We start from the raw sequence: 20,651 nt of genomic DNA on the forward strand, positions 1-20,651 counted from the left end.
GGTCTTCCCGGCGGCCTATCCGAACAGCTTCTTGAGCTCGACGTTGACCTTCTTGTCGCAGGTGTCGAGCGCCGCCTCGGGGTTGCCGTTCTTACGGACGGAGGACGCGATGACGTCGGCGAACGCGGTCTGCATCGTCTGGTCGTAGGCGATGTTGTCGAAGTGGCCGTAGTCGGTGAAGAGCTTGACGCCCTCGGCGGGCAGGCCCGACTTGAGCTTGTCGGCCTTGTTGGCGATCGAGGTGCGCGGCGGGATGTGGAAGCCGTACGAGGTGGCCCAGTCCTCCTGGTACTGCGTCTGGTCGATCCACAGCCACTTCACGTATTCCTTGGCCGCTTCGACGTTCTTGCCCTTGGCGTTGACGAAGATCGACCAGCCGCCGTTGTAGACGGACAGCTTGCCCGCGCTGCCGATCTTCGGGAACGGGAAGATGCCGAGGTCGTCGCCGAGTGCCTTCTGCATGGCCGGCATGGACCACATGCCGCCCCACTGGATGGCGCACAGACCCTGGTTGAGCGAGGAGGGGTCCCAGAAGTCGGTCGGGGCGTCGATGAGCACATTGCCGCTGGTCCACAGCGTGCGAAGCTTCTTGAGGCCCTCGACGACACCGTCCGTGTGGTAGGCGATCTCGTTCTTCTCGTTGATGGTGTCGGCGCCGGCGGACCAGATGATGGGGTTCTGGATCGCGCTGAAGTCGTTGCCGAGGAAGACGCCCTTGACCTTGCTGGTGGTGAGCTTGGCGGCGGCCTCGATCAGCTCGTCGAGCGTGGTCGGGACGTCGACCTTCGCCTTCTCCAGCATCGACTTGCGGTAGTAGAAGAACTGCGGGTCGTCGATCATCCGGATCCCGTAGATCTTCCCGTCGACCGTGTGGGACTTGATGTCGTTCGGGTTGAAGTCGCTCTTGACCGGGTCGATGAGGTCGGTCAGGTCCGCCACCTGGCCGCTCTTGACGAGCTGCAGCTGGGGGTGGAACTCGAACACGTCGGGCGCCTTCGAGGTGAGCAGCGCCGCGAAGAGCGCGGACTCGAAGTTGTTGCCCGTGATCCAGTTGGTGCTGACATTGGCCTTCTTGTAGGCCGCCGCGTACCGCTTGAGGGCCTGCTCCGTGCCCGCCTCGCCGTAGGCGTGGAAGTACTGGGTGAGCGGCGTGCCCGAACCGGACCCGCCCGACCCGCCCCCACGCCCGTTGTTGCTGCCGCACGCGGCCAGCGTGCCGGCGGCGGCCATGCCCGCGGCGGCCCGGAATATGGACCGACGGGAGAAGTTGCTGTTGCTCATTGCCGACATGCTGACGTCCTTGTCTCGATTGCGGCTGCGGCTCCACGGCTCCAGCGCACCTGGCTGCTACGTGGCTCGAATTGCGTTGTGGTGCGGGGACGTTAACCTTCGGCTAAGGCTTCGGCAAGGGGTTGGACGAAGTCTGTTCGAAGCGTTAAATCCGGTTCGGAATCCCGAACATGGGGGTGGAGCGGGGGTGAGGGCCACCGGGTCAGGGTGTGGCCGGCGGCCCTCGGTACAGGGGGACTAGGCCTTGTTCCAGACCTCGTTGGTGCCGCCGTTGCAGCTGTACAGGATCACTTTGCTGCCGTCGGCGGTCGCCTGTCCGCTGACGTCCAGGCACTTGCCGGACGCCTCGCTGAGGATCTGGCCGTTGGCGTTCAGCAGCCAGCGCTGGCTTGCGTCACCGGTGAAGTCGGCGGTCGTCGTCAGGCCCGAACTCCCGGCCGTGAGATAGCCGTTCGGGCCCTTGAGGGCGCCCTTGCCGTCGTACGACCACGACTGCTCGGTCCCGCCCGTGCACGTGCTGATGGCGGCCCCGGTCGCGCCGGCGGTCAGGCACTTGCCGGACTGCTTGCCCTGCAGCGCACCCGTGATCGCCGAGCTGCCGTGGCCCTTCTGGTCGAAGACGTACGTCGTGATGGACCGGGCCGCGAGGGTCGTGGACGCCGTGCCGCCGCTCACCGTGGGCCTCGCGATGTTCGCCCAGTCCTCGGTGGCCGAGGTCCGCACGGCCTGCGCGGCCCGCACCGGCGTCTTGTTGTTGAAGTGCAAACTCAGCGGTGTGTCGGTGGAGTTGTGGTTGTTGACCACCACCACCCACTTGCCGTTCCGGTCGTACGACGACACCTCGACGCCGTCCGGCGCCCCGGTCACGTTGTGCGCGACCGAACCCGGCCTCACGAACCTGCTGTACTGGCCGAGCGCGTAGTACCGCTTGGTGAAGTACAGCTTCTGGTTGCCGTTGGTCGCGTAGCCGGGGTCGTAGTAGATCAGGCCGTCGTTCCAGCCCGTGTCGTTGCGCTCGGTGGGGGAGGTGCCGTAGCCGCTGGCCAGGGCCACCCACCACTGGAACGCCGAGTCGTGCGCGCTCGCGAAGTCCTTGTAGATGATCCGCGACATCAGCAAGGCGTTGTCGATGGTGGGGTCGTACTCCTGGTTCCAGCCCGTGCCGCCCTTGCCGAAGCAGCAGATCTCGGTGGCCCAGGACTTCTTGCCGACCGTCCTCGACGTCTCGTAGACGTTGCCCAGCTGGCCGTCATTCGGGTTGTCGTAGGTGTGGTCGGCGAGCGCGGACACGTACTGTGCGGTCCCCGGCTGCGAGATCCACTGCGGCAGCTCGTCGACGAACTGGGTGGTCTTGCTGGACTCGTCGGCGATGATCGACGTCCGCTGCTTGCGGGCCCGCTGCTCCGCGCCCAAGGCGCGCACGATGTCGTCGCGTTGGTCGACGGTGACCTGCATGCCCTCCTGGCCGCAGTCCCCGAAGTCGTTGTCGGGTTCGTTGAACGGACTGATGTAGTCCAGGTTCACGCCCTCCTTGGCGAAGTGGTCGGTCACGTCCGCCACGTACTTGGCGAAGTCCGGCTCGCTGCCCGCCTTCAACTGGCCGCCGCAGCTCTGGCCGTTGGTCGTCCACCGCGCGGGCGCGCTGTTGACGAAGCCGATCAGGTCCTTGACGCCGTACTTCGCGGCGTACTTCAGGAACGTACGGCCGCCTTTGTCACTGCTCCAGTTGTACGAGCCGTCGGGGCCCAGGAAGTCCTGGGCGGCGCGGGCCGGGGTGGTGACCGCGACGCCGCCACCGCCGATGTTGTAGCGGTACGAGGAGAGCGCGAGGCCCTGCTGGGAGAACAGCAGACCGGCGACCCGGGCCTGCACCTCGGGCTTGAAGTGCTGCAGATCGTTGACCCACCAGGCGCCCGACGCACCGATGTCGTCGATGGTCTGGGCGGCGTGCGGGGAGACCTCGGCCGCCGTGGGGGTGGCGGCCGAGGAGGGCGGGGCGGATATCAGGGGGCCCGCGACGGCGAGCGCGGCTGCGGCCGTCAACAGGGCGGATCTACGGGGGTGGGGGTGAGTCATGTGCATCCCTTCCGTCGTCATGAAGGTGGTGCGGTACGGCTCCTCGCGGGGGTGGTGCGTTTCGCATTCCTCTGCCCGACGGACTGCAGCGCGCCTTCCAGCGCGAACGTCGCCGCACCCAGGCACGCCGGGTCGGTGGGGATCGGGGAGAGGACGATCTCGGTGGCGGCCATCGGCCGCGGCAGCGCGTGCCGGGCGACGGCCTCGCGCACCTCCGTGACCAGGGGCTCGCCGAGGGCGGCCGCGACCCAGCTGCTGAGCACGACCACTTCGGGGTTGAACAGGTTGACCAGGTCGGCGATGCCGGCGCCGAGGTAACGGGCGGTGTCCCGGACCACCTTGACCGCCACCGGGTCGTGCTCGCGCATCCCCCGGGCCAGCGCGGCGATGGTGGCCGTCTGGTCCTCCGGATGCAGCAGCGGGCTGCCGGGGCTCAACTCCCGCAGGTTCAGCATGATTCCGGGCGCTCCGACATACGTCTCCACACAGCCGTGGTTGCCGCAGTGGCACAGCCGGCCGTCCAGGACGATCGTGTTGTGGCCCCACTCGCCGGCGCTGTTGCTGATCCCGCGGTGCAGCCCGCCGCCCAGGACGAGCCCGGCGCCCACGCCGGTCCCGAGGGTGACCACGACGGCGTCCCCGCGCCCGCGGGCGGCCCCGAACCACAGCTCGGCGACCGCGACGGCACGCAGCGGGTTGTCCAGGTACAGGGGGTAGGCGATGTGCTCGGAGAGCAGGTCGAGCAGCGGCACGTCGTGCCAGTCCCAGTTCGGCGCGTACTCCGCGACACCGGTGGCGCGGTCCACCTGCCCCGGCACGCTCACGCCCACGCCCAGCACCCGCGCACCCTCGATGCCGGCCTGCGTGACCACCGAGCCGACGGCGGCGGCGACATGGCCGACCAGCTGCTCGGGGAGGCTCTCGCCGGGGTGGACGTCCTCCTCGGCGCGGGCGAGGACGTTCAGCGCCAGGTCGAACAGTTCGACATGGACGTACGTCTCCGCGATGTCGACGCCGATCAACGCGCCCCCCGACGCATTGACCGCCACGAGACCCCGGGGGCGGCCGCCCGCCGAGTCCTCGAACCCGACCTCGGTGATCATCCGCAGATCGAGCAGCTCGCCGACGAGCGTGGCGACCGTCGCAAGACTCAGTCCGGTGGCGGCCGCCAGCTCCTGCCGGGAGGTGGGAGACGCGGCGATGATCTGGCGCAGCACCTCGTAGCGGTTCGCGGTGCGGATGTCACGTGATGTGCGCTTCAAAACTCGCCCCCGGTTCTTTCAGGCCAGGCGCACCGGGCACGTCGGCACCGGCGCTGCGCAAGGCTATGGCCTGCGGGGGACTTTCGACAAGGGGTTAGGAAAGGGGGTTTATAAAGCCCTTCGCGGTTCAGTCTCCCAGCACGGTCCGCACGAAGGGGTTGGCGAATTTTCCGTCCCCGTCCAGCGCCCGCGCAAGCGCCCGGAAGTCGGCCAGCCGGGGGTAGCGGCCGCGCAGCACCGTTGCAGGCGTGGTGAAGACCTTGCCCCAGTGCGGACGGGCGTCGAACGGGTCGAGTGCCTCCTCCAGCCGCCGCACCACCGGCAGCACGGCCTGTGTGTCCTCGACCCAGGTGAAGTGCGCCGCCACGGTGTCCCGCCCGTACGCCGGGCTCAGCCACTGCCGGTCGGCGGCGACCGTGCGTATCTCGCAGGTCTGCAGCACGGGGGCCACCGTGGCCCGGATCCCGTCGAGGGCGTGCAGCACGTCGACGGCGTGCTGCCTCGGCAGCAGATACTCCGACTGCAGCTCGGCCCCGCTGCTCGGCGTGAACTCCGCCCGGAAGTGCGGCAACCGCTCGTGCCACGGCCCGGGCACCCCGAACTGTTCGGTGCAGTTCACGGCCGGCATCCCCGGCACGGGGTGCAGCTTCTCGGTGGCGGGCGCGGCCCACGGGAAGTCCGGGAGCGGCTGGTCGGTGCGCCGCTTGAGCCACACCTGCCGGAAGCCGGGCTCCCGCCAGTCGGTGAACAGGCTCACGCTGTACGCCGCCGAAGCGATCGTCCCGAACGTCTGCGGGTCCAGACCGGCGAGGGGGAGTTCGGTGAACACATGCTGCTCGACCTCGAAGGCCGGCTCCAGGTCGAGGGCCAGGGCGACCACGACGCCGAGCGCGCCCAGCGAGGTGACCGCGCCGTCGAAGCGTGCGTCGCCCCGCCCGATCCGCACCGTGTCGCCGTCGGCCGTGACCAGCTCCACCTCGCGCACCGGTGCCGCCAGCGATCCGTTGGTCACCCCCGAGCCGTGGGTGCCGGTCGCCACCGAACCGGCGACGGAGATGTGCGGCAGGGACGCCATGTTGGGCAGCGCGAGCCCGTGCGTGTGCACCACGCGGGCCAGTTCCGCGTACCGGACGCCGCCCGAGACCCGTACCGTGCGGGCCGTGGTGTCCACGTCGATCACCGGCGGCAGTCCGGCGATCGAGAGCAGGGTGCCCTCGGGGCCCGGCTCGGCGATCTCGTTGAAGGAGTGGCCGCTGCCCAGGACGCGGACCTTCGCGCTGCCGGCCACGAGGGTCCTCAGCGCGTCGAGCGAGTGGGGGCGGTGCAACTCCTTTGCCGCATAGGTGATGTTGCCTGCCCAGTTGGTGACCGTTTCCGTCATTCCCTGTCGTCCCTCCCGCGAGTGCGTGTGCATTGACCCTCTCATCTGCCGCGACCTACCGTGGAGAGCGTTTTCTACAACTTCCTCGCCGAAGCCGGAGGGCCCACGCCTTGCCCGAGCGTCCCCAGGCTCTGTTCGCCATGACCGCCGAGAACCTGCCGCTCGTCTTCCCCGCAAGGGTCCTCGCGCGACTGCGCGAGGCGGTGGACATCGATCCGGACCTGATCGCCGAGGACTTCGCCGGGCCGCGCGTCCGGGAGGTGCTCGCGCGCACCGAGATCCTGGTCACCGGCTGGGGCTGCCCCCGCCTGGACGCCGGCGTCCTCGACGCGGCCCCGAAACTGCGCGCGGTCCTGCACTCGGCGGGCTCGGTGAAGGGTTTCACCACGCCCGAGGTCTGGCGGCGCGGCATCGCGGTCTCCTCGGCCGCCGCGGCCAACGCGCTGCCGGTCGCCGAGTACACGCTCGCGATGATCCTGCTCGCCGGGAAGGACCTCCTGGGCGCCCGGGAACGCCTGCGCACCACACGGGCCCACCCCGGCTGGGGTGTCGTCCCCGGCATCGGCAACCACGGCCGCCGTGTCGGCGTGATCGGCGCCTCCCGCATCGGCCGCCGCGTCATCGAGTTGCTGGCCCCCTTCGACCTGCGGGTGAGCCTCACCGACCCGTATGTCACCGAGCCGCGAGCTGCCGAACTCGGCGTGGTGCTCCTGCCGTTGGACGACCTTCTGCGCACCTCGCACATCGTCACGATCCACGCGCCCGAGACCCCTCAGACCCACCACCTGATCGGGCGCAGGGAACTCGCCCTGATGCCGGACGGGGCGACCCTGATCAACACCGCGCGCGGCGGCCTCGTCGACCACGAGGCCCTGGTCGACGAGGTCCGCACCGGCCGTCTGAACGCCGTCCTCGACGTCACCGACCCCGAGCCCCTCCCCGCGGACTCCCCCCTCTACGACCTCCCGGGCGCCTTCGTCACCCCGCACCTCGCGGGCTCCCAGGGCAACGAGCTGTCCCGCCTCGGCATGACGGTCGCGGAGGAAGCCGCACGTCTACTGGCCGGTGGGGAGCCGGCCCATCCGGTCGACCCCCGGGCGCTGGAGCGGGAAGCGTGACACTGCGGAATTCGTAGCTCAACACCTGTATGACTTGGCTATCCGTAAATATCTGGCGCAGTGGCTGCGATATCAGTAGCGTCCATGCGTATGACGCTCGAACCGCTCCCCGAGACCCCCCTCACCCGACACCGCCGTCTGCGCGAGCAGGGCAGCCTCGACCGGGCCGATCTCGACGCCATCCTCGACGCGGGGTTCGTCTGTCATCTGGGTGTGGTGGTCGAGGGGCGGTCGCTGGTCGTGCCCACGGTCTACGGGCGGGACGAGCGGCAGCTGTACCTCCACGGCTCGGTCGCCAGCCGCAGCCTCGCCGGCGGCACCCCGGTCTGTGTCACCGTCACGCACGTGGACGGCCTGGTCCTCGCCCGCTCGGTCTTCGAGCACGGCGTCAACTACCGCAGCGCGATGATCCACGGCGAGGCCCGCAAGGTCACCGACCCCGAGGAGAAGCTGGAGGGCCTGCGCCGGCTCACCGAGCACGCGGCGCCGGGCCAGTGGTCGTACGCCCGGCTGCCCAACCGCAGGGAACTCGCGGCCACCACCCTGCTCGCCCTGTCCCTCGAAGAGGCCTCGGTCAAGATCCGCACGGGCGCCCCCGACGACGGCGACGGACCCGACGCGCAGCTGGGCCTGTGGGCCGGAACCCTCCCGCTGACCTCGGCCTGGGGCACCCCCGTCCCCGACCCGCTGCTTTCACCGGGCATGCCCGTACCAGGGCACATCGCGCGGCGCGGGGGGACCCGGCACGGCTGACGCGGGTCCCAGGGCATACCGTGAGGAGTCGAACGCCTGAGCCGGAAGGAGAGTCGGGATGGGCAGCCGTACCGCACTGGTCGAGGATCTGATGGAGCGTTTCCCGCATGTCCCGCGGGAAGCCGTCTTCAAGGAGGACCTGCTGCGTGGAGGCGTGGCCTTCGACCCGTCCGCGCTCAGCGACAACGAGTCCGGCGAGGTCAAGCCGAAGTCGTACTTCATCTTCTCCTTCGACCACGGCACCCTGCCGGAACTGGGCGAGGCCGCGCTGAGGCGTCCCCCGGAGGAGATCATCCTCACCGGCGGCCCCTACGACCTGCGCCGTACCGTCGTCTCCGTGCGAGTGAACCCCACCTCGCCCTACCGCGTCGCCGCCGACGACGAGGGGGTGCTCGGGCTCTACCTCGACGGCAAGCGCATCGCGGACGTGGGTGTGCCGCCGATGCCGGAGTACTACCGGCACACCCTGTCCAACGGGAAGTCGGTCATGGAGGTGGCCCCGACCATCCAGTGGGGCTATCTGATCTACCTGACCGTCTTCCGGGTCTGCCAGTACTTCGGCGCCAAGGAGGAGTGCCAGTACTGCGACATCAACCACAACTGGCGCCAGCACAAGGCGGCCGGGCGGCCGTACACCGGTGTGAAGGACGTCGACGAGGTCCTGGAGGCGCTGGAGATCATCAACCGTTACGACACGGCGAAGGCCTCGACCGCCTACACCCTCACCGGCGGCGCCATCACCTCCAGGCTCCAGGGCCGTGACGAGGCCGACTTCTACGGCATGTACGCCAAGGCCATCGAGGACCACTTCCCGGGCCGCTGGATCGGCAAGGTCGTCGCCCAGGCGCTGCCCAAGGACGACGTGCAGCGGTTCAAGGACTACGGCGTGCAGATCTACCACCCCAACTACGAGGTGTGGGACGAGTATCTGTTCAAGATGTACTGCCCGGGCAAGGAGCGCTACGTCGGCCGCGACGAGTGGCACAGGCGGATCCTCGACTCGGCGGAGATCTTCGGCGCGCGCAATGTCATCCCCAACTTCGTGGCGGGCGTGGAGATGGCCGAGCCCTTCGGGTTCAAGACGGTCGACGAGGCCATCGAGTCCACCACCGAGGGCCTGCGCTTCTTCATGTCGCACGGCATCACGCCCCGCTTCACCACCTGGTGCCCCGAGCCCACCACCCCGCTCGGCAAGGCCAACCCGCAGGGTGCCCCGCTGGAGTACCACATCCGGTTGCTGCAGGCCTATCGCCAGACGATGGACGACTTCGGCCTCTCCTCCCCGCCCGGATACGGCCCGCCCGGACCCGGCCGCGCGGTGTTCTCCGTCAGCTCGTTCATGGACAGTCTCCCGGCGCAGGAGGCGGCCGAGGTGTGAGTGACGGACGGGGGCCTTGAGTAAAAACGGGTCCCCGTCCGTACATGAGGCCGGAGTTGTGTCCTCCGGCCGGTTCACGGGTTCTGCCAGGGCAACTGAACACAGCGCTTGTCAGTTGTGTCGAAAACGTGAAAGGCTCCTGTCCTGCCGCGAGGTTCCCCCCAACTCCTTCGCCGAAATTGGTGAGTTGACCTCGCTTGTGGATGCAGGAGACTCATGCCCGACCTGCCGAACCCGAAGGACGCCGCCGAAGCCGCGCTGTTCTCCGAGTGCTGGGACGCGGTGCTTTCCTACGCCGATCTGTGCACGGCCGGCGCCACCGCGGCCACTCAGCTGGCCACGGAGGCGTTCGCGCTCGGTATCCGCGAGGTCCGCGCCGCCGAGACCGGGGGCGCCCGGAGCAACGGCCGCCGCTCGCCCCGGCTCCCCGTGATCCCCCTGTTGCTCACCGCCGTACGCACCACGGCGGCCGCCTGGGAGGCCGACGGACAGGGCCAGGACCTCGATCCCGATCTGCGTCTGTGGCTCAACTCGGAGAAGGCCGCCCGCTATACCGGCCCCCCGCTGCGCCGCCCGATCGCCCTGCGCGGTCTGCGCGACCTCCAGGAGGCGGATGCGGCGCTGCTGTGGCTGTCCGAGGTGGAGTCGTTGCCCCGGTCCGTGGTGGCCCGCCGGCTCGGCCTCGACCCGGCCCTCGTCGGCGAGGAACTCGACCAGGTGCGGGGCCTGTTCAGGGACCGCTGCCACCGCAACCACCTCGACACGCCGATGGACGCGCGGTGCCGCAGCTATGCGCGCCTCCTCGACGCGATCACCAGGTCGCCCGCCGCCGACATCCCGCCGGACCTCTCTCGGCACCTCGCCACCTGCGTGGACTGCGCGGAGGCCGCCGCCTGTCTGCGTCCCCAGGGCGGCGGGCTGCCCGCGGCCCTCGCCGGCGGTGTCATCGGCTGGGGCGGCCTCGCCTATCTGGAGCGCCGCCGCCGGGCCGCCGAGGTGCGCCTCGGTGTGGGGCGACCGGAGGCGGCAGATGGGCAGAGCGGTGAACCGAAGGCCGTCATCGACCGCGCACGTGTCGTCCGGGGCGGGCTGCTGGTGGCCGCCGTCATGGTGTCGCTGCTGGCGCTGGCCACGTCGATGATGCCGTTCGGCGGCAGCGACAACGAGGCCGCCGGCAGCGACGCACCGACCGACAGCAGCCCGGTGGCGGCCCCGCGCCCGTCCCTGCCGTCGGCCACCCCGACACCGAAGAGCGCCTCCCCGAGCCCCTCCGCCACCCCGACGAAACCCGAGGGGGCCAAGCACTCCGACCCGGAACCCCAGGGCACCTCCGACACCACGCAGAGCAGCGCCCCGGATCCCGGCACCAGCGCGCCCGCCACCTGCAAGGTCGCCTACCACCTGGACACCCAGTGGACCGACGGCTTCCAGGCCACGGTCACCGTCACCACCGCCGCCGCCCTCGACACCTGGCGCGTCGCCTGGTCCTTCCGGGACGGCCAGAAGGTCGGCCAGATGTGGGACGCGAGCGTCTCCCAGAACGGCTCCCGGGTCACCGCGACCGCCGCCGACTACAACAAGGCCGTCCCCGCACACGGCAAGATCACCTTCGGCTTCCTCGGATCCTGGCAGGGCAGGAACTCCTCTCCGTACGACTTCACCCTCAACGGGCTGGACTGCGCGAAGAGTTGATCTCGTACGGCCTCTGACAGGCGCCGCGACCGGGTGAACCCGACAGGGTCACCCGGTCGTTCGACGACGCTCGGTCAGCAGCCCGACTTGTAGAAGTACTTGCTGACCGACGGGTCGTTCATGTTCGCCTTCGTGATGGCGACCATGTCGGTGCCGATCGACTTCTGGACGCTCTTGCCCTCGAAGGCGGCCGCCAGCTGGTCGACGGCCTCCCTGCCGATCGCCGCCGGGTCCTGGGCGACGAGGACCTGCAGCGTGCCGGCCTTGAGCGAGGCCACCTCGTCGGGTTCGGCGTCGAAGGCGGCGACCTTCACCGCGCCCTGCTTGCCGGCCTGCTTGAGGCCGGTGGCGATGCCCTGGCCGGTGTTGGTGTTGCCCGCGAAGACACCGCCCAGGTCGGGGTGGGCCGCCAGCGTCGACTGGATCTGCGAGGCGGCCGTCGCCGGCAGGTCGTTGTCGTAGAGCGTGGGCAGCATCTTGATCTTGGGGTACTTCTTCATCTCCTCCGTGAACCCCTTGATCCGGGCGTCGGTCGTGGAGACACCGGGCTTGACGCTGATCACGATGGCCGAGCCCTTCTCACCCATCAGCTTGGCGAGCGCGTCGGCGGCGACCCGGCCGCCCTTCTCGTTGTCCGAGGAGATACGGGTGATGCCGATCGAGTCGTCGGTGACCGTGGTGTCGACCAGCGCGACCTTGGTGCCCGCCGACTGGATCTGCTTGAGCGACGGCGTGAGCGCGCTGGTGTCCACCGGCGAGATCATCAGCCCGTCCGGCCGGGAGGCCGCCACCGAGTCCAGGAGCGGCCGCTGCACCGACACGTCCCACTGCGCGGAACCGTCCGCGCTGAAGTCCATGCCCTTGGCCCTGGCCTCCGTCTGCGCCGCGCAGGTCATGGTGATGTAGAAGGGATCGCTCTTCACGCCGGTGATCAGCCGCACCTTCTTGTGCGCGGCCCCACCCGACGACCCCGACCCGCCACCGCTGGACGAACTGCACGCGGCGGCCCCGGTGAGGGCCAGTACGGTGCCCGCGGCGACCAGTGCGCTGCGCCTGCTGCGAATGCTCAACATCGAGACATCTCCTTAAGCTTGCTCTCGGGTCTTCCTGCGCATCTGGTCGACGTAGACGGCCGCGACGAGCACCACGCCCACCGCGACGTCCTGCCAGTACTGCTGAACGCCGATGACGATCAGCCCGGTGGTGAGCACGGCCGGGATGAACACACCGATCACGGTGCCCAGCACCGAGCCGCGCCCGCCGAAGAGGCTGGTGCCGCCGAGCACCACGGCCGTGATCACCTTCAGGTTGTCGGTGGAGTGCCCGGCGATCGACGTGGTGCCGTACGAGGCCAGCCACATCACCGCGCCGAGCCCGGCCAGCAGGCCCATCAGCCCGTACACCTTCACCAGGTGCCGGCCGACTCCGATTCCCGCACGCCGTACGGCGGTCGGATTGGAGCCGATCGCCAAGGTGTGCGTGCCGAACTTCGTCGCGCCCAGCACCAGCCCGAACACGGCCGTCACCACCGCGGCCAGGACCACCATCCAGGGAATGCCGAGCACCTTGCCGAAGCCGAGGCTGTTCTGCAGATGCGTGGCCGCCGCACCCGCCGGGTCCTGGCCGCCGGTGGCGAGTTCGGCGATCCCCAGCGCCGCTCCCAGACCGCCGAGCGTCACGATCAGCGGCGGCACCTTCCCGGTCGCCACCACCGCGCCCTGCAGCACACCCCAACCGGCCCCCACCGCAAGGGCGATGACCGCACAGACCGCGACCGTGCCCCAGCCGGCGTCCGGCCCGCCGTGGTGGATGTTGTACTCGCCGGCGGCCACCGCGGACAGCACCAGCACCGAACCGATCGACAGATCGATCCCCGCCGTGATGATCACGAAGGTCATGCCGACGCCCAGCACCAGATAGATGGCCGCGTTCACGGCGATCTGCGTGAGGTCGTACTGCGTGAAGAACTTGCCCGGTGCGGCGATGGTGAAGAACAGAACCAGCACCACGAGGATCACGAAGGTCCACAGTTCGCTGATCCCGGCCGCCCGCCGCAGCCAGTCGGGTACGGTCCTGCCCGCACCGTCCGGCGCGGGCGGGGCCTGCTGCTGTGCCGCGGCCGGCCGGACTTCCTTGCTGTCGGCGGTCATCGCCCGTCCTCCGCTTTCCTCAAGGACCCGTTCTGCGGGGCCGGTTCGTCCAGCGAGCCGGTCATGGCCCCGACCAGTTCCTCGATCGTCGTGTCCGCCGCGGTGAACGAGGCGACCCGGCGCCCGAGCCGCAGCACCTCCACCCGGTCCGAGACCGAAAGCACCTCGGGCATGTTGTGACTGATCAGCACGACACAGATGCCCCGGTCGGCGACCCTGCGCACGGTCTCCAGGACCCGGGCGCGCTGCACCACCCCAAGAGCGGCCGTCGGCTCGTCCATGAAGATGACCTTGTTCGCGAACGCGACCGCACGCGCCACGGCCACCGACTGCCGTTGACCGCCGGACAACGTTGTCACGGGAGCGGTCACATCTTTCAGTTCCACGCCCAGCTCCGCGAACGCCTTGACCGCCTCCCGTCGCATCGCGGGCCGGTCGAGCACCCCCAGGCGGCCGAGCAGCCCGCCGCGCACGACCTCCCTGCCCAGATACAGATTGGCCGCCGCATCCAGATCCGGAGCGAGCGACAGATCCTGGTAGACGGTCTCAAGTCCGTGCCGCTGAGCCTCCATCGGGCCGCTGAACCGAACCGGCCGCCCCTCCACGCGCACTTCGCCCTCGTCGGGTGCGAGCACTCCCGACAGGACGTTCACCAGAGTCGACTTTCCTGCGCCGTTGTCGCCGATCAGGGCGACGACCTCGCCCGCGTACGCCGTGAAGTCGGCGCCCTGCAGCGCCTGGACGTGACCGAAACGCTTGACCACGCCGTGCGCCGCGAGAAGTGGTTCCCTTGCAGAGGCCATGTTGTGCCTTCGCGTTGGTATCGTTAACAGTTCGTCGATTCTGGGAGCCCCATGGGTGGGCGTCAAGGGTCGTGTGTGACCTGTTCCCAAGAGGTTGCACAGCGGCCCGGAGCTGCCCGCCCGACTGCCGAGGAGGACTGCGGCGTGGTCGGCCGCCCCACGATGAAGGACGTCGCCGCCGAGGCGGGCGTCAGCGCGATGACGGTGTCCCGGGTGGTCAACGGCGCGGGGAGCGTGGCACCGCGGACCGCCGCGAGAGTCGAGGCCGCCGTCCGCAAACTGGGCTACCAGCGCGACGAGCTGGCACGTCAGCTGCGCCGCGCGGACCAACCCAGCCGGACGATAGGCCTGTTGGTCGACAACGTTGCCGATCCCTTCATGGCCGCCGTCGCCTCCGCCGCCGAGGACGTCGCCCGCCGCCGCGGCAGCGTGGTGCTGATCGGCTCCAGCCGCGCCGACCCGCGCCGCGAGCGCGAGGTCGTCGCCGCCTTCACCGCCCGCCGGGTCGACGGCCTCATCCTCACCCCGGCCGCGGGCAGCCACCGTTTCCTGCGCCCGGCCCAGGCGCAGGGCACCAAGATCGTGTGCGTGGACCGGGCGGCACCCGGCCTGGACGCGGACGCCGTGGTGGTGGACAACCGCGCCGCGGTCGAGGAGGCCGTACGGCACCTGATCGCGCACGGCCACCGCCGTATCGGCTACCTCGGTGGCCGGCAGGACATCTGGACCAACGGCGAGCGCCACCAGGGCTACCGGACGGCACTTCAGGGCGCGGGCATCGCCGCCGACCCCGGGCTCGTCCGGCACGGTCTGCGCTCGGCGCCGTCCGTCGTCGAGGCCGTCACGGCCCTGCTCGCCTCCGCCGAGCCGCCCACCGCCCTGCTCGCCGACAACGAGCACCTCGCCTTCGGCGCGCTGACCGTCCTGCCGCCCCGGATCGCCTTCATCGCTTTCGACGACTTCCCGCTGGCCGAGCGGCTGACACCGCCCGTCACCGTCATCGCCCAGGATCCCGTCGCACTCGCCACCACGGCCGCCCACCTCCTGTTCGCCCGCATCCAGGGGGACACCTCGCCGCCCCGCACCCTCGTCATGCCGACGGAACTGATCAGACGGGGGTCGGGGGAGGTGCCGGGGCCCTACGCCGGACGGAGGGACTGAGCGGTTCCTCGAATATTCCGTGGCGCCCGGCGGACGTACCGCTCTAGGGTGAGCGGGCGTGGAGCGGTGGCCGGTGGCCGCCGCTGTCGAACGAGTGCGGAACCGGGAGGTGTTGACCGATGGCTGTCTTTGCGACGAGCGCTGCCCGCATCCAGATCATCAAGTCCACCTCCGTGGCCGTCGGCTGACCTCAACTCCTTTCGCCGAGGCCACCCTTGTGAAGGGTCACCCTTGACTTCCAGCTCGGCTTCCCCTGTTTTCTCCGCCCTCGCTCCCTACGGCTGGGACGAGGCATGGGCGGACGCGTTCGCCCCCCACGAGCCCGAGGGGCTCCTGCCCGGACGTGTGATCCGGGTCGACCGCGGCCAGTGCGACGTCGTCACCGCCGACGGCGTCCTGCGGGCCGACACCGCGTTCGTCACCCCGCACGACCCGATGCGGGTCGTGTGCACCGGCGACTGGGTCGCCGTCGAACCCGGCGGCAATCCGCGCTACGTACGGACGTATCTGCCGCGCCGTACCGCCTTCGTGCGCTCCACCTCCTCCAAGCGGTCCGAGGGGCAGATCCTCGCCGCCAACGTCGACCACGCGATCGTCGCCGTGTCCCTGGCCGTCGAACTCGACCTCGGGCGCATCGAACGCTTCCTGGCCCTGGCCTGGGAGAGCGCCGCCTAATACAGCGCAGCCCTCACCTGCACAGATGCCGTTTGGAGCGGCCGGATCTGTGTTGTAGGAGGGAAATATGGCGAAGCAGAAGGTGGCAGAGGAGTTCCGGGACGCGACTCCCGAGGAAGTGGCGGGCAAGCGGCCGGACGACCTGGCTGATCTCTACCTCCGCCGTAGCAAGAAGCGGGAAACGGTCGAGACGCTCAAGCAGCACGCCCGCGACCTCCGCCGAGAGATGGACCGGCAGGGACTCACTGTGCGCAAGGTGTGGCTGGAGCAGCGCAGCGCCTCCAAGGCACATGTTCGGCGCGTGAAGCTCGAAGGTGCGATGGACGCGGTCATCGCCGGCGAGGTCAAGACGCTGGCGGTGTGGAAGACGGACCGTTTCGATCGACGAGGTATGGCTGCAATTGGCAGCGCCCTGGACGAATTCGATCGGCGCAGGGCTCGCCTCTACGTCCTTCAGGAGAACCTGGACTCCAGCCAACAGGGCACCCGCATCGTCTTCGCCATCTTGGCTGAGCGGGCTCGCGAGGAGATCAAGGACCTCACCCTGCGGGTGACCACAGGTAAGACCGCCGCACGTACGGCGGGAAAGTGGCCAGGAGGTCGAACACCGTACGGCGTCCGGTCGCCCAAGGGATCGGGGCGGATAGAGCCGGATCCGTCCGAATACCCCCATGCGCGGCGGATCGCAGATGCCCTCTTGCTCGGGCGCTCGGCGATGCGCGTGGCGCACATGCTCAACGGTGAGGGAATCAAGACCCGCGATGGCGCCCGCTGGGATGCGCGTGCGATCACCCGCATGGTCCGCTCTACCGCTTGGGCTGGCCTTCTACCGGAGAAGAACAGGCTGTACGACGAGTTCGACCAGCCGCTGGACATCTGGGTGCCCACGGATGAACCGGTTCGGGACGTTGAGGGGAACCCGGTGGTCATCGGGAAAGGCGTCGTGACGCCGGGGGAGCGCTTGCGGATTCTTGCTCTGATCGACGAACGTGTCGCCAAGGTCGGAGGAGGGTCGCGAGGAAGGCGCCCGCACACCACGTTCTTGGGCGGTGTCCTTACTTGCCCGCGCTGCAAGGGGTCGATGACTGGTAGCGGCGGTAATCGAGGCCGCATGTACAGGTGCCGCACGCGCACTGTGCACGGTAAGGACGTGTGCGCCGGCGTGGTGGTTCGAGCAGAGCGGATAGACGCAGCCGTCGAAGCGATGTGGCTGAGTCACGTCTCTGCACTCGAGTACGAGATCCTGGCCTTGACGCCATCGTCCGGCGCTGGACTGTCCTCCACGACGTCGAGAGGGAAACGCGAAGGAAGGACGTCATGGCCGCGCTCGATGCCGCCAAGGCCCGTCGCCACAAGCTGGAGCACGATTTCTACGTCGAGGGAACGCTGGCCGAGGACCGATTCAAGCTCGTGTCTGCTGAGCAGACATCGGTTATAGACACGCTCGAAAGCGAAGCTGCGGAGCTCGCGCGAGAAGCCGACCTGTCGATCTTCTTCGCAGACGGACAGGCCCTGGCGGAAGCTTGGCAGGAGTCGACGATGACGGACCGGCGCATGCTGCTCGGATGCGTTCTGAAGTCCCTGACGATCACTCCAGCTCGCCGTCAAGGGGACCACACCCCGATCATGGACAGGATCGTTCCTGAATGGGTGGCGTGATGCGTTTGCGTGCAGGTTGCGGGGGCGAATCCCGAAGGCGGCCGGTGGACGGCTCAGGCCAGACGCAGCTGACATGAGCCTTCCATTGGCTGGGGGAACAGAACCCGGCGTATAGCCCGACTCGTCTGCTTTTACGGTCCTGACCTGGCGTTTTCCCGGGGTCAGGACCGTTAGGCGTCGTGGTGGGCGTGCCCGGCTGACCTGGGGTGTTCCCGGCAGTTCCCGCGAGTTTGTGCAATGGATGTGCAATGGGGGATCGGCTGGCGGGGGCGTTGTGCCTCGTGGGGCAGGGTGCCGGGTGACCGGTGCTGCGCAGGTTCGAGCCCCCGGCGGGGGACACAGAACATGGGAACGAGGGAAGCCGCCGGTCGGGGGTGGGCAGCTGGTGATCCAGACGGTCGTCCAGCTGAAGCGGTAAGCCGATGTCGCTTGGCCGCAGGTTCGAGTCCCGGGCAGGAGCCACAAAACTTGGCTGGTCGTGCACACGGCGCTGACCTGCGCACTTATGCCACAGTGAGAGTGGAGGGGCGATCCCGGTTGGTACCGGTCGGCCGGGTGACGGGTCGGTGAAGCGTCACCGTGACCGCGACGCAGCCGCAGAAGAACCGGTTCCTCACCGTCTACCCCAACGAGCTGGCGGTGCCGAACGCCTCCAACCTGCACTTCAGGGCAGGCGAGACCGTGCCGAACCTGGCGTTGGTCGCCGACTCCGGTCTGATGATCGGCGTCTACGACCACAGCAGCGGCACCGTGGAGGTCATTGTGGACGAAGAGGGCTACTACATCGCCCGCAGACCTGGGCAAACTGACAGCAGCAACTCAGCGGGCCCCGCCGGACCTCCCGATCCGGCGGGGCCCGAAGCCGCCTGGGTGCGGATGAAGATGGGGCCTCGATCTCCGCGATGAGGATGGGCAGCACGGCGTGGTCGTGCTCGACAGCGGAGGCGGTCATCCGCATCGTGATGCCGTCGTCCGGCGCGGCCGGCCCGGCAGGGGAGCGGGGGTCGGGGATCTCCACGGCGGCGGCGTGGCAGCGGGCGTGTTCGTACCGCACGTGCGCGACGTGACTGCCGATCTGTACGACGATGTTGGTCGGCTCGTCCGGGGCGATCTTCTTCTCGCAGGCAGGCCCGGGTCTCGTACGGGACCCGGGCCTGCTCGCGGAGCTCTGTCGTGCCGTTCAACGCCTCTGGAGCGCAGCCGGGGTGGCAGTGACGTGGGGCTGGACGAAGGCCTACGCCAGCTGTTCGCCTGGGCGTGCTCGTCGCCGGTCAGGACCCACAGCGGCTGGTCCTTTTCATGGCGGGGCGCCGGGACGACGAAGTTTCAGGGGTCCAACCAGCTCGGAGGCCCTCTCTTGCTCCGCAGACCCTTTCGACGAACGGGTGCCGCCGGAGTCACGCCACGGCGACGGCGAGTTCCGCCAGGTCCTCGCGTTGGCAGATCTCCGCGATCTGTCCGGGGTGGATGAGCGAGCCGTCGGGGTTCGCGCTCAGCTCGGTGATTACCTGTTTTCAATGGTCTTGGGCGGCCGAGGGGCAGAAGGCAGTGGGAAAGCGAGCAAGATCGCCCTGATCCAGGAGCGGGTGCTGCTGCGCCCGCTGGCTTCACGTGAACAGTGCCGGATGGTGGCGTACTGCAGCGAACAGGACGGAAACTTAGAAAAGAGCACCACAATCCGACCTGGCGCTTCCTGTCGCTGTCGTGGAGGTGGCCATGCGCATCGGCATTCATCTCGGCCCCCTCTACGCAAGCACGAGTACGCGGCGGCGCAGCTCCAAGGGTTCCGGATGCGGGCCGCTCCTCATCTTCTTCCTTGTCGCGCTCGTCTACGTCGGCCCGATCGGTGCGGCGGTCAACGGGCACGGGCGGCCGTCCCCCTCGGCATCGTGGGTGCTGTCCTGGTGTACGGAACCACGCTGCTCTGGATCGCGGGAAAGATCATCCAGGCTCGCCAGCAGAGCGCGGCATCACGCCGTGGCCCCTCGGCCGCACAGGGCTCAATGACTCCCAGACCCCCGGTCAACAGAGTGGGAAAACCCGTCCCGACCGGCCCCCTGCCCTATCTCACCGCCAGGCCCGGGACGTACATCCTCAGCTCCGGCGGTGTGCACATCAGTGACGCCGGTCTGGCTGGTCACGAGGACCTGTCTGTAGGCAAATTCGTGCTGTTCAGAGAGGGAGTGCAACAGCCATCCCGCCCTGCAGAGGTGGTGACGCGTGACGTCGAACGCGGCTGGTGGGGCCTGCGCTTCCGAGACTGAGATGACGGTGGCCTGCCGGGCAATCGATCCTTGATCCCTCCGCTGGGCGGCAGTGCACTGGCCGACTTTCGTCGCCGGTCGTAGCGTGGAGCCATGGCCAGGCCGGGCAACGCTGCCCTTCCCTTCAAGCCGCGGATGAGCAGAGCGGGCAGCGTACTCTGGGCGCTGGTGCCCCTGCTCACCGTTGGCCTGGGAACGATGGTCATCCTCGGGTGGGCCGCGTGGCGATTGCGGTCCCGTGCTCTCGCCCTCGCCTCTGCAGTGGCATTGATCGTCACGGTTGTTGCGTTGGCCCTCACCAGCGCGCCCGCAGATTCAGGGCGGAGCAGCGCCGGGGGAGGGCTGATCGTCGTCGTGCTGATCGGCGGCGGCCTCGTGGTGACTTTCGGGGTGCGCAGCAGACTCGTCGACCCCGACCGCACAATGGTGAGGACCACGTCCGGCAGCGACCGCGCGGCCGTTGAAGCGGCGATGGAACGACGAGCCCGGCGCGCCGAAGCCCGGTGCATCCTCGAACGTGATCCCGCGCTCGCCCGCGAGCTTGGGATCGGCCGCCCCGATCTGCCACGTCGCTTCGACGACGGCGGCTTGGTCGACGTCAACCATGTGCCGCTGGCGGTGCTCCTCGACCTGCCCGGATTCACCCGAGAGCTCGCAGAACGCGTAATCCAGGTCCGCAACCAGCAGGGCCTCTTCACCTACCTCGAAGAGCTCAGTGTCTACGCCGAGCTGCCCGCCTCGCTGATCGACGAACTCGCAGAGCGGTTCGTCCTCCTCTCCTAGCCCCGGACTTCGCGGGTCACCGTTCCAGGCAGCAAGTCGGTCGGGCCGACGCCGTGCGCGGTCTGAACCCGCCCGCATACCCGATTGCTGTGGCCGGTGCGCCTGGCGGCGGGGCGTTCGCGGGTGCTGAGGCCGCCTCTGCGGTCGGCTTGTGTGCGTGGCAGGATCCCCGCACCCACCCACGGTCTCGTGGCGTGCCGACCTGC

16 protein-coding genes and 1 pseudogene are annotated in these 20,651 nt (G+C 69.1%); 10 read left to right on the forward strand and 7 right to left on the reverse strand.

What is annotated here, in order from left to right; translation table 11 throughout:
- Positions 1-15 precede the first annotated feature (15 nt).
- The 4 genes from ABD355_RS21020 to ABD355_RS21035 all read right to left on the reverse strand — a co-directional run bounded on the left by ABD355_RS21020 (position 16) and on the right by ABD355_RS21035 (position 6,009).
- On the reverse strand, positions 16-1,290 hold the full coding sequence (locus ABD355_RS21020; RefSeq protein ID WP_344402033.1) for an ABC transporter substrate-binding protein: 1,275 nt from the start codon (positions 1,288-1,290) through the stop codon (positions 16-18).
- 237 nt (positions 1,291-1,527) lie between these two features.
- Entirely contained in the window at positions 1,528-3,372 is a 1,845-nt protein-coding gene (locus tag ABD355_RS21025) for a glycoside hydrolase (protein WP_344402072.1), read from the reverse strand.
- Between the two features lie 11 nt (positions 3,373-3,383).
- Positions 3,384-4,628 (reverse strand): ROK family transcriptional regulator, encoded by a 1,245-nt coding sequence (locus ABD355_RS21030; RefSeq protein WP_344402034.1) that lies wholly within the window; start codon positions 4,626-4,628, stop codon positions 3,384-3,386.
- Positions 4,629-4,755: 127 nt separating this feature from the next.
- Positions 4,756-6,009 carry an FAD-binding protein gene (locus tag ABD355_RS21035; protein WP_344402035.1) on the reverse strand — a complete coding sequence of 418 codons (1,254 nt, stop codon included), beginning with the start codon at positions 6,007-6,009 and terminating at the stop codon, positions 4,756-4,758.
- A 110-nt stretch (positions 6,010-6,119) separates the two neighbouring features.
- On the opposite strand from ABD355_RS21035, the gene ABD355_RS21040 reads away from it, so the two are divergent.
- From ABD355_RS21040 to ABD355_RS21055, 4 genes are all read left to right on the forward strand, one after another.
- The gene (locus tag ABD355_RS21040; RefSeq protein WP_344402036.1) at positions 6,120-7,127 is read left to right on the forward strand and encodes a hydroxyacid dehydrogenase; all 1,008 of its coding nucleotides are present in this window, start codon (positions 6,120-6,122) and stop codon (positions 7,125-7,127) included.
- Positions 7,128-7,217: 90 nt separating this feature from the next.
- Complete coding sequence (locus tag ABD355_RS21045) at positions 7,218-7,880, forward strand: pyridoxamine 5'-phosphate oxidase family protein (RefSeq protein ID WP_344402037.1); 663 nt, start codon at positions 7,218-7,220, stop codon at positions 7,878-7,880.
- 58 nt (positions 7,881-7,938) lie between these two features.
- Entirely contained in the window at positions 7,939-9,258 is a 1,320-nt protein-coding gene (locus ABD355_RS21050) for a radical SAM protein (RefSeq protein WP_344402038.1), read from the forward strand.
- A 216-nt stretch (positions 9,259-9,474) separates the two neighbouring features.
- Positions 9,475-10,950: a cellulose binding domain-containing protein gene (locus ABD355_RS21055; RefSeq protein ID WP_344402039.1), complete on the forward strand. Its 1,476-nt coding sequence runs from the start codon at positions 9,475-9,477 to the stop codon at positions 10,948-10,950.
- Between the two features lie 74 nt (positions 10,951-11,024).
- Here ABD355_RS21055 and ABD355_RS21060 read toward each other — a convergent pair whose 3' ends face one another.
- Genes ABD355_RS21060 through ABD355_RS21070 form a run of 3 tightly spaced genes read right to left on the reverse strand, consistent with a single transcriptional unit; the run spans position 11,025 to position 13,903 of the window.
- Positions 11,025-12,023 (reverse strand): ABC transporter substrate-binding protein, encoded by a 999-nt coding sequence (locus ABD355_RS21060; RefSeq protein WP_344402040.1) that lies wholly within the window; start codon positions 12,021-12,023, stop codon positions 11,025-11,027.
- 12 nt (positions 12,024-12,035) lie between these two features.
- On the reverse strand, positions 12,036-13,100 hold the full coding sequence (locus ABD355_RS21065) for an ABC transporter permease (RefSeq protein WP_344402041.1): 1,065 nt from the start codon (positions 13,098-13,100) through the stop codon (positions 12,036-12,038).
- Positions 13,097-13,903: an ATP-binding cassette domain-containing protein gene (locus ABD355_RS21070; RefSeq protein ID WP_344402042.1), complete on the reverse strand. Its 807-nt coding sequence runs from the start codon at positions 13,901-13,903 to the stop codon at positions 13,097-13,099. The genes ABD355_RS21065 and ABD355_RS21070 overlap by 4 nt, the downstream gene beginning before the upstream one ends.
- 144 nt (positions 13,904-14,047) lie before the next feature.
- On the opposite strand from ABD355_RS21070, the gene ABD355_RS21075 reads away from it, so the two are divergent.
- From ABD355_RS21075 to ABD355_RS21100, 6 genes and pseudogenes are all read left to right on the forward strand, one after another.
- Positions 14,048-15,064 (forward strand): LacI family DNA-binding transcriptional regulator, encoded by a 1,017-nt coding sequence (locus ABD355_RS21075; protein WP_344402043.1) that lies wholly within the window; start codon positions 14,048-14,050, stop codon positions 15,062-15,064.
- Between the two features lie 231 nt (positions 15,065-15,295).
- Positions 15,296-15,736, forward strand: a pseudogene (gene rsgA, locus ABD355_RS21080) (GTPase RsgA); the annotation flags it as partial.
- A 70-nt stretch (positions 15,737-15,806) separates the two neighbouring features.
- Positions 15,807-17,177: a recombinase family protein gene (locus ABD355_RS21085; RefSeq protein WP_344402044.1), complete on the forward strand. Its 1,371-nt coding sequence runs from the start codon at positions 15,807-15,809 to the stop codon at positions 17,175-17,177.
- A complete protein-coding gene (locus ABD355_RS21090) occupies positions 17,150-17,398 on the forward strand; it encodes a hypothetical protein (RefSeq protein ID WP_344402045.1) in 249 nt (82 codons plus the stop codon). The genes ABD355_RS21085 and ABD355_RS21090 overlap by 28 nt, the downstream gene beginning before the upstream one ends.
- A gap of 579 nt (positions 17,399-17,977) precedes the next feature.
- Positions 17,978-18,304 (forward strand): hypothetical protein, encoded by a 327-nt coding sequence (locus ABD355_RS21095; RefSeq protein WP_344402046.1) that lies wholly within the window; start codon positions 17,978-17,980, stop codon positions 18,302-18,304.
- 1,451 nt (positions 18,305-19,755) lie between these two features.
- Positions 19,756-20,445 carry a ComEA family DNA-binding protein gene (locus tag ABD355_RS21100; RefSeq protein WP_344402047.1) on the forward strand — a complete coding sequence of 230 codons (690 nt, stop codon included), beginning with the start codon at positions 19,756-19,758 and terminating at the stop codon, positions 20,443-20,445.
- Positions 20,446-20,651: the final 206 nt, after the last annotated feature.

It is taken from the genome of Streptomyces longisporus, assembly GCF_039532765.1.
Lineage (GTDB): Bacteria > Actinomycetota > Actinomycetes > Streptomycetales > Streptomycetaceae > Streptomyces > Streptomyces longisporus.

What these genes read in the sequence shown, in the direction of transcription:
- ABD355_RS21020 (WP_344402033.1), bottom strand. Translation starts at nt 1,290, where the DNA reads ATGTCGGCAATGAGCAACAGCAACTTCTCCCGTCGGTCCATATTCCGG.
- ABD355_RS21025 (WP_344402072.1), bottom strand. Translation starts at nt 3,372, where the DNA reads ATGCACATGACTCACCCCCACCCCCGTAGATCCGCCCTGTTGACGGCC.
- ABD355_RS21035 (WP_344402035.1), bottom strand. Translation starts at nt 6,009, where the DNA reads ATGACGGAAACGGTCACCAACTGGGCAGGCAACATCACCTATGCGGCA.
- ABD355_RS21045 (WP_344402037.1), top strand. Translation starts at nt 7,218, where the DNA reads ATGACGCTCGAACCGCTCCCCGAGACCCCCCTCACCCGACACCGCCGT.
- ABD355_RS21050 (WP_344402038.1), top strand. Translation starts at nt 7,939, where the DNA reads ATGGGCAGCCGTACCGCACTGGTCGAGGATCTGATGGAGCGTTTCCCG.
- ABD355_RS21055 (WP_344402039.1), top strand. Translation starts at nt 9,475, where the DNA reads ATGCCCGACCTGCCGAACCCGAAGGACGCCGCCGAAGCCGCGCTGTTC.
- ABD355_RS21060 (WP_344402040.1), bottom strand. Translation starts at nt 12,023, where the DNA reads ATGTTGAGCATTCGCAGCAGGCGCAGCGCACTGGTCGCCGCGGGCACC.
- ABD355_RS21065 (WP_344402041.1), bottom strand. Translation starts at nt 13,100, where the DNA reads ATGACCGCCGACAGCAAGGAAGTCCGGCCGGCCGCGGCACAGCAGCAG.
- ABD355_RS21070 (WP_344402042.1), bottom strand. Translation starts at nt 13,903, where the DNA reads ATGGCCTCTGCAAGGGAACCACTTCTCGCGGCGCACGGCGTGGTCAAG.
- ABD355_RS21085 (WP_344402044.1), top strand. Translation starts at nt 15,807, where the DNA reads ATGGCGAAGCAGAAGGTGGCAGAGGAGTTCCGGGACGCGACTCCCGAG.
- ABD355_RS21100 (WP_344402047.1), top strand. Translation starts at nt 19,756, where the DNA reads ATGGCCAGGCCGGGCAACGCTGCCCTTCCCTTCAAGCCGCGGATGAGC.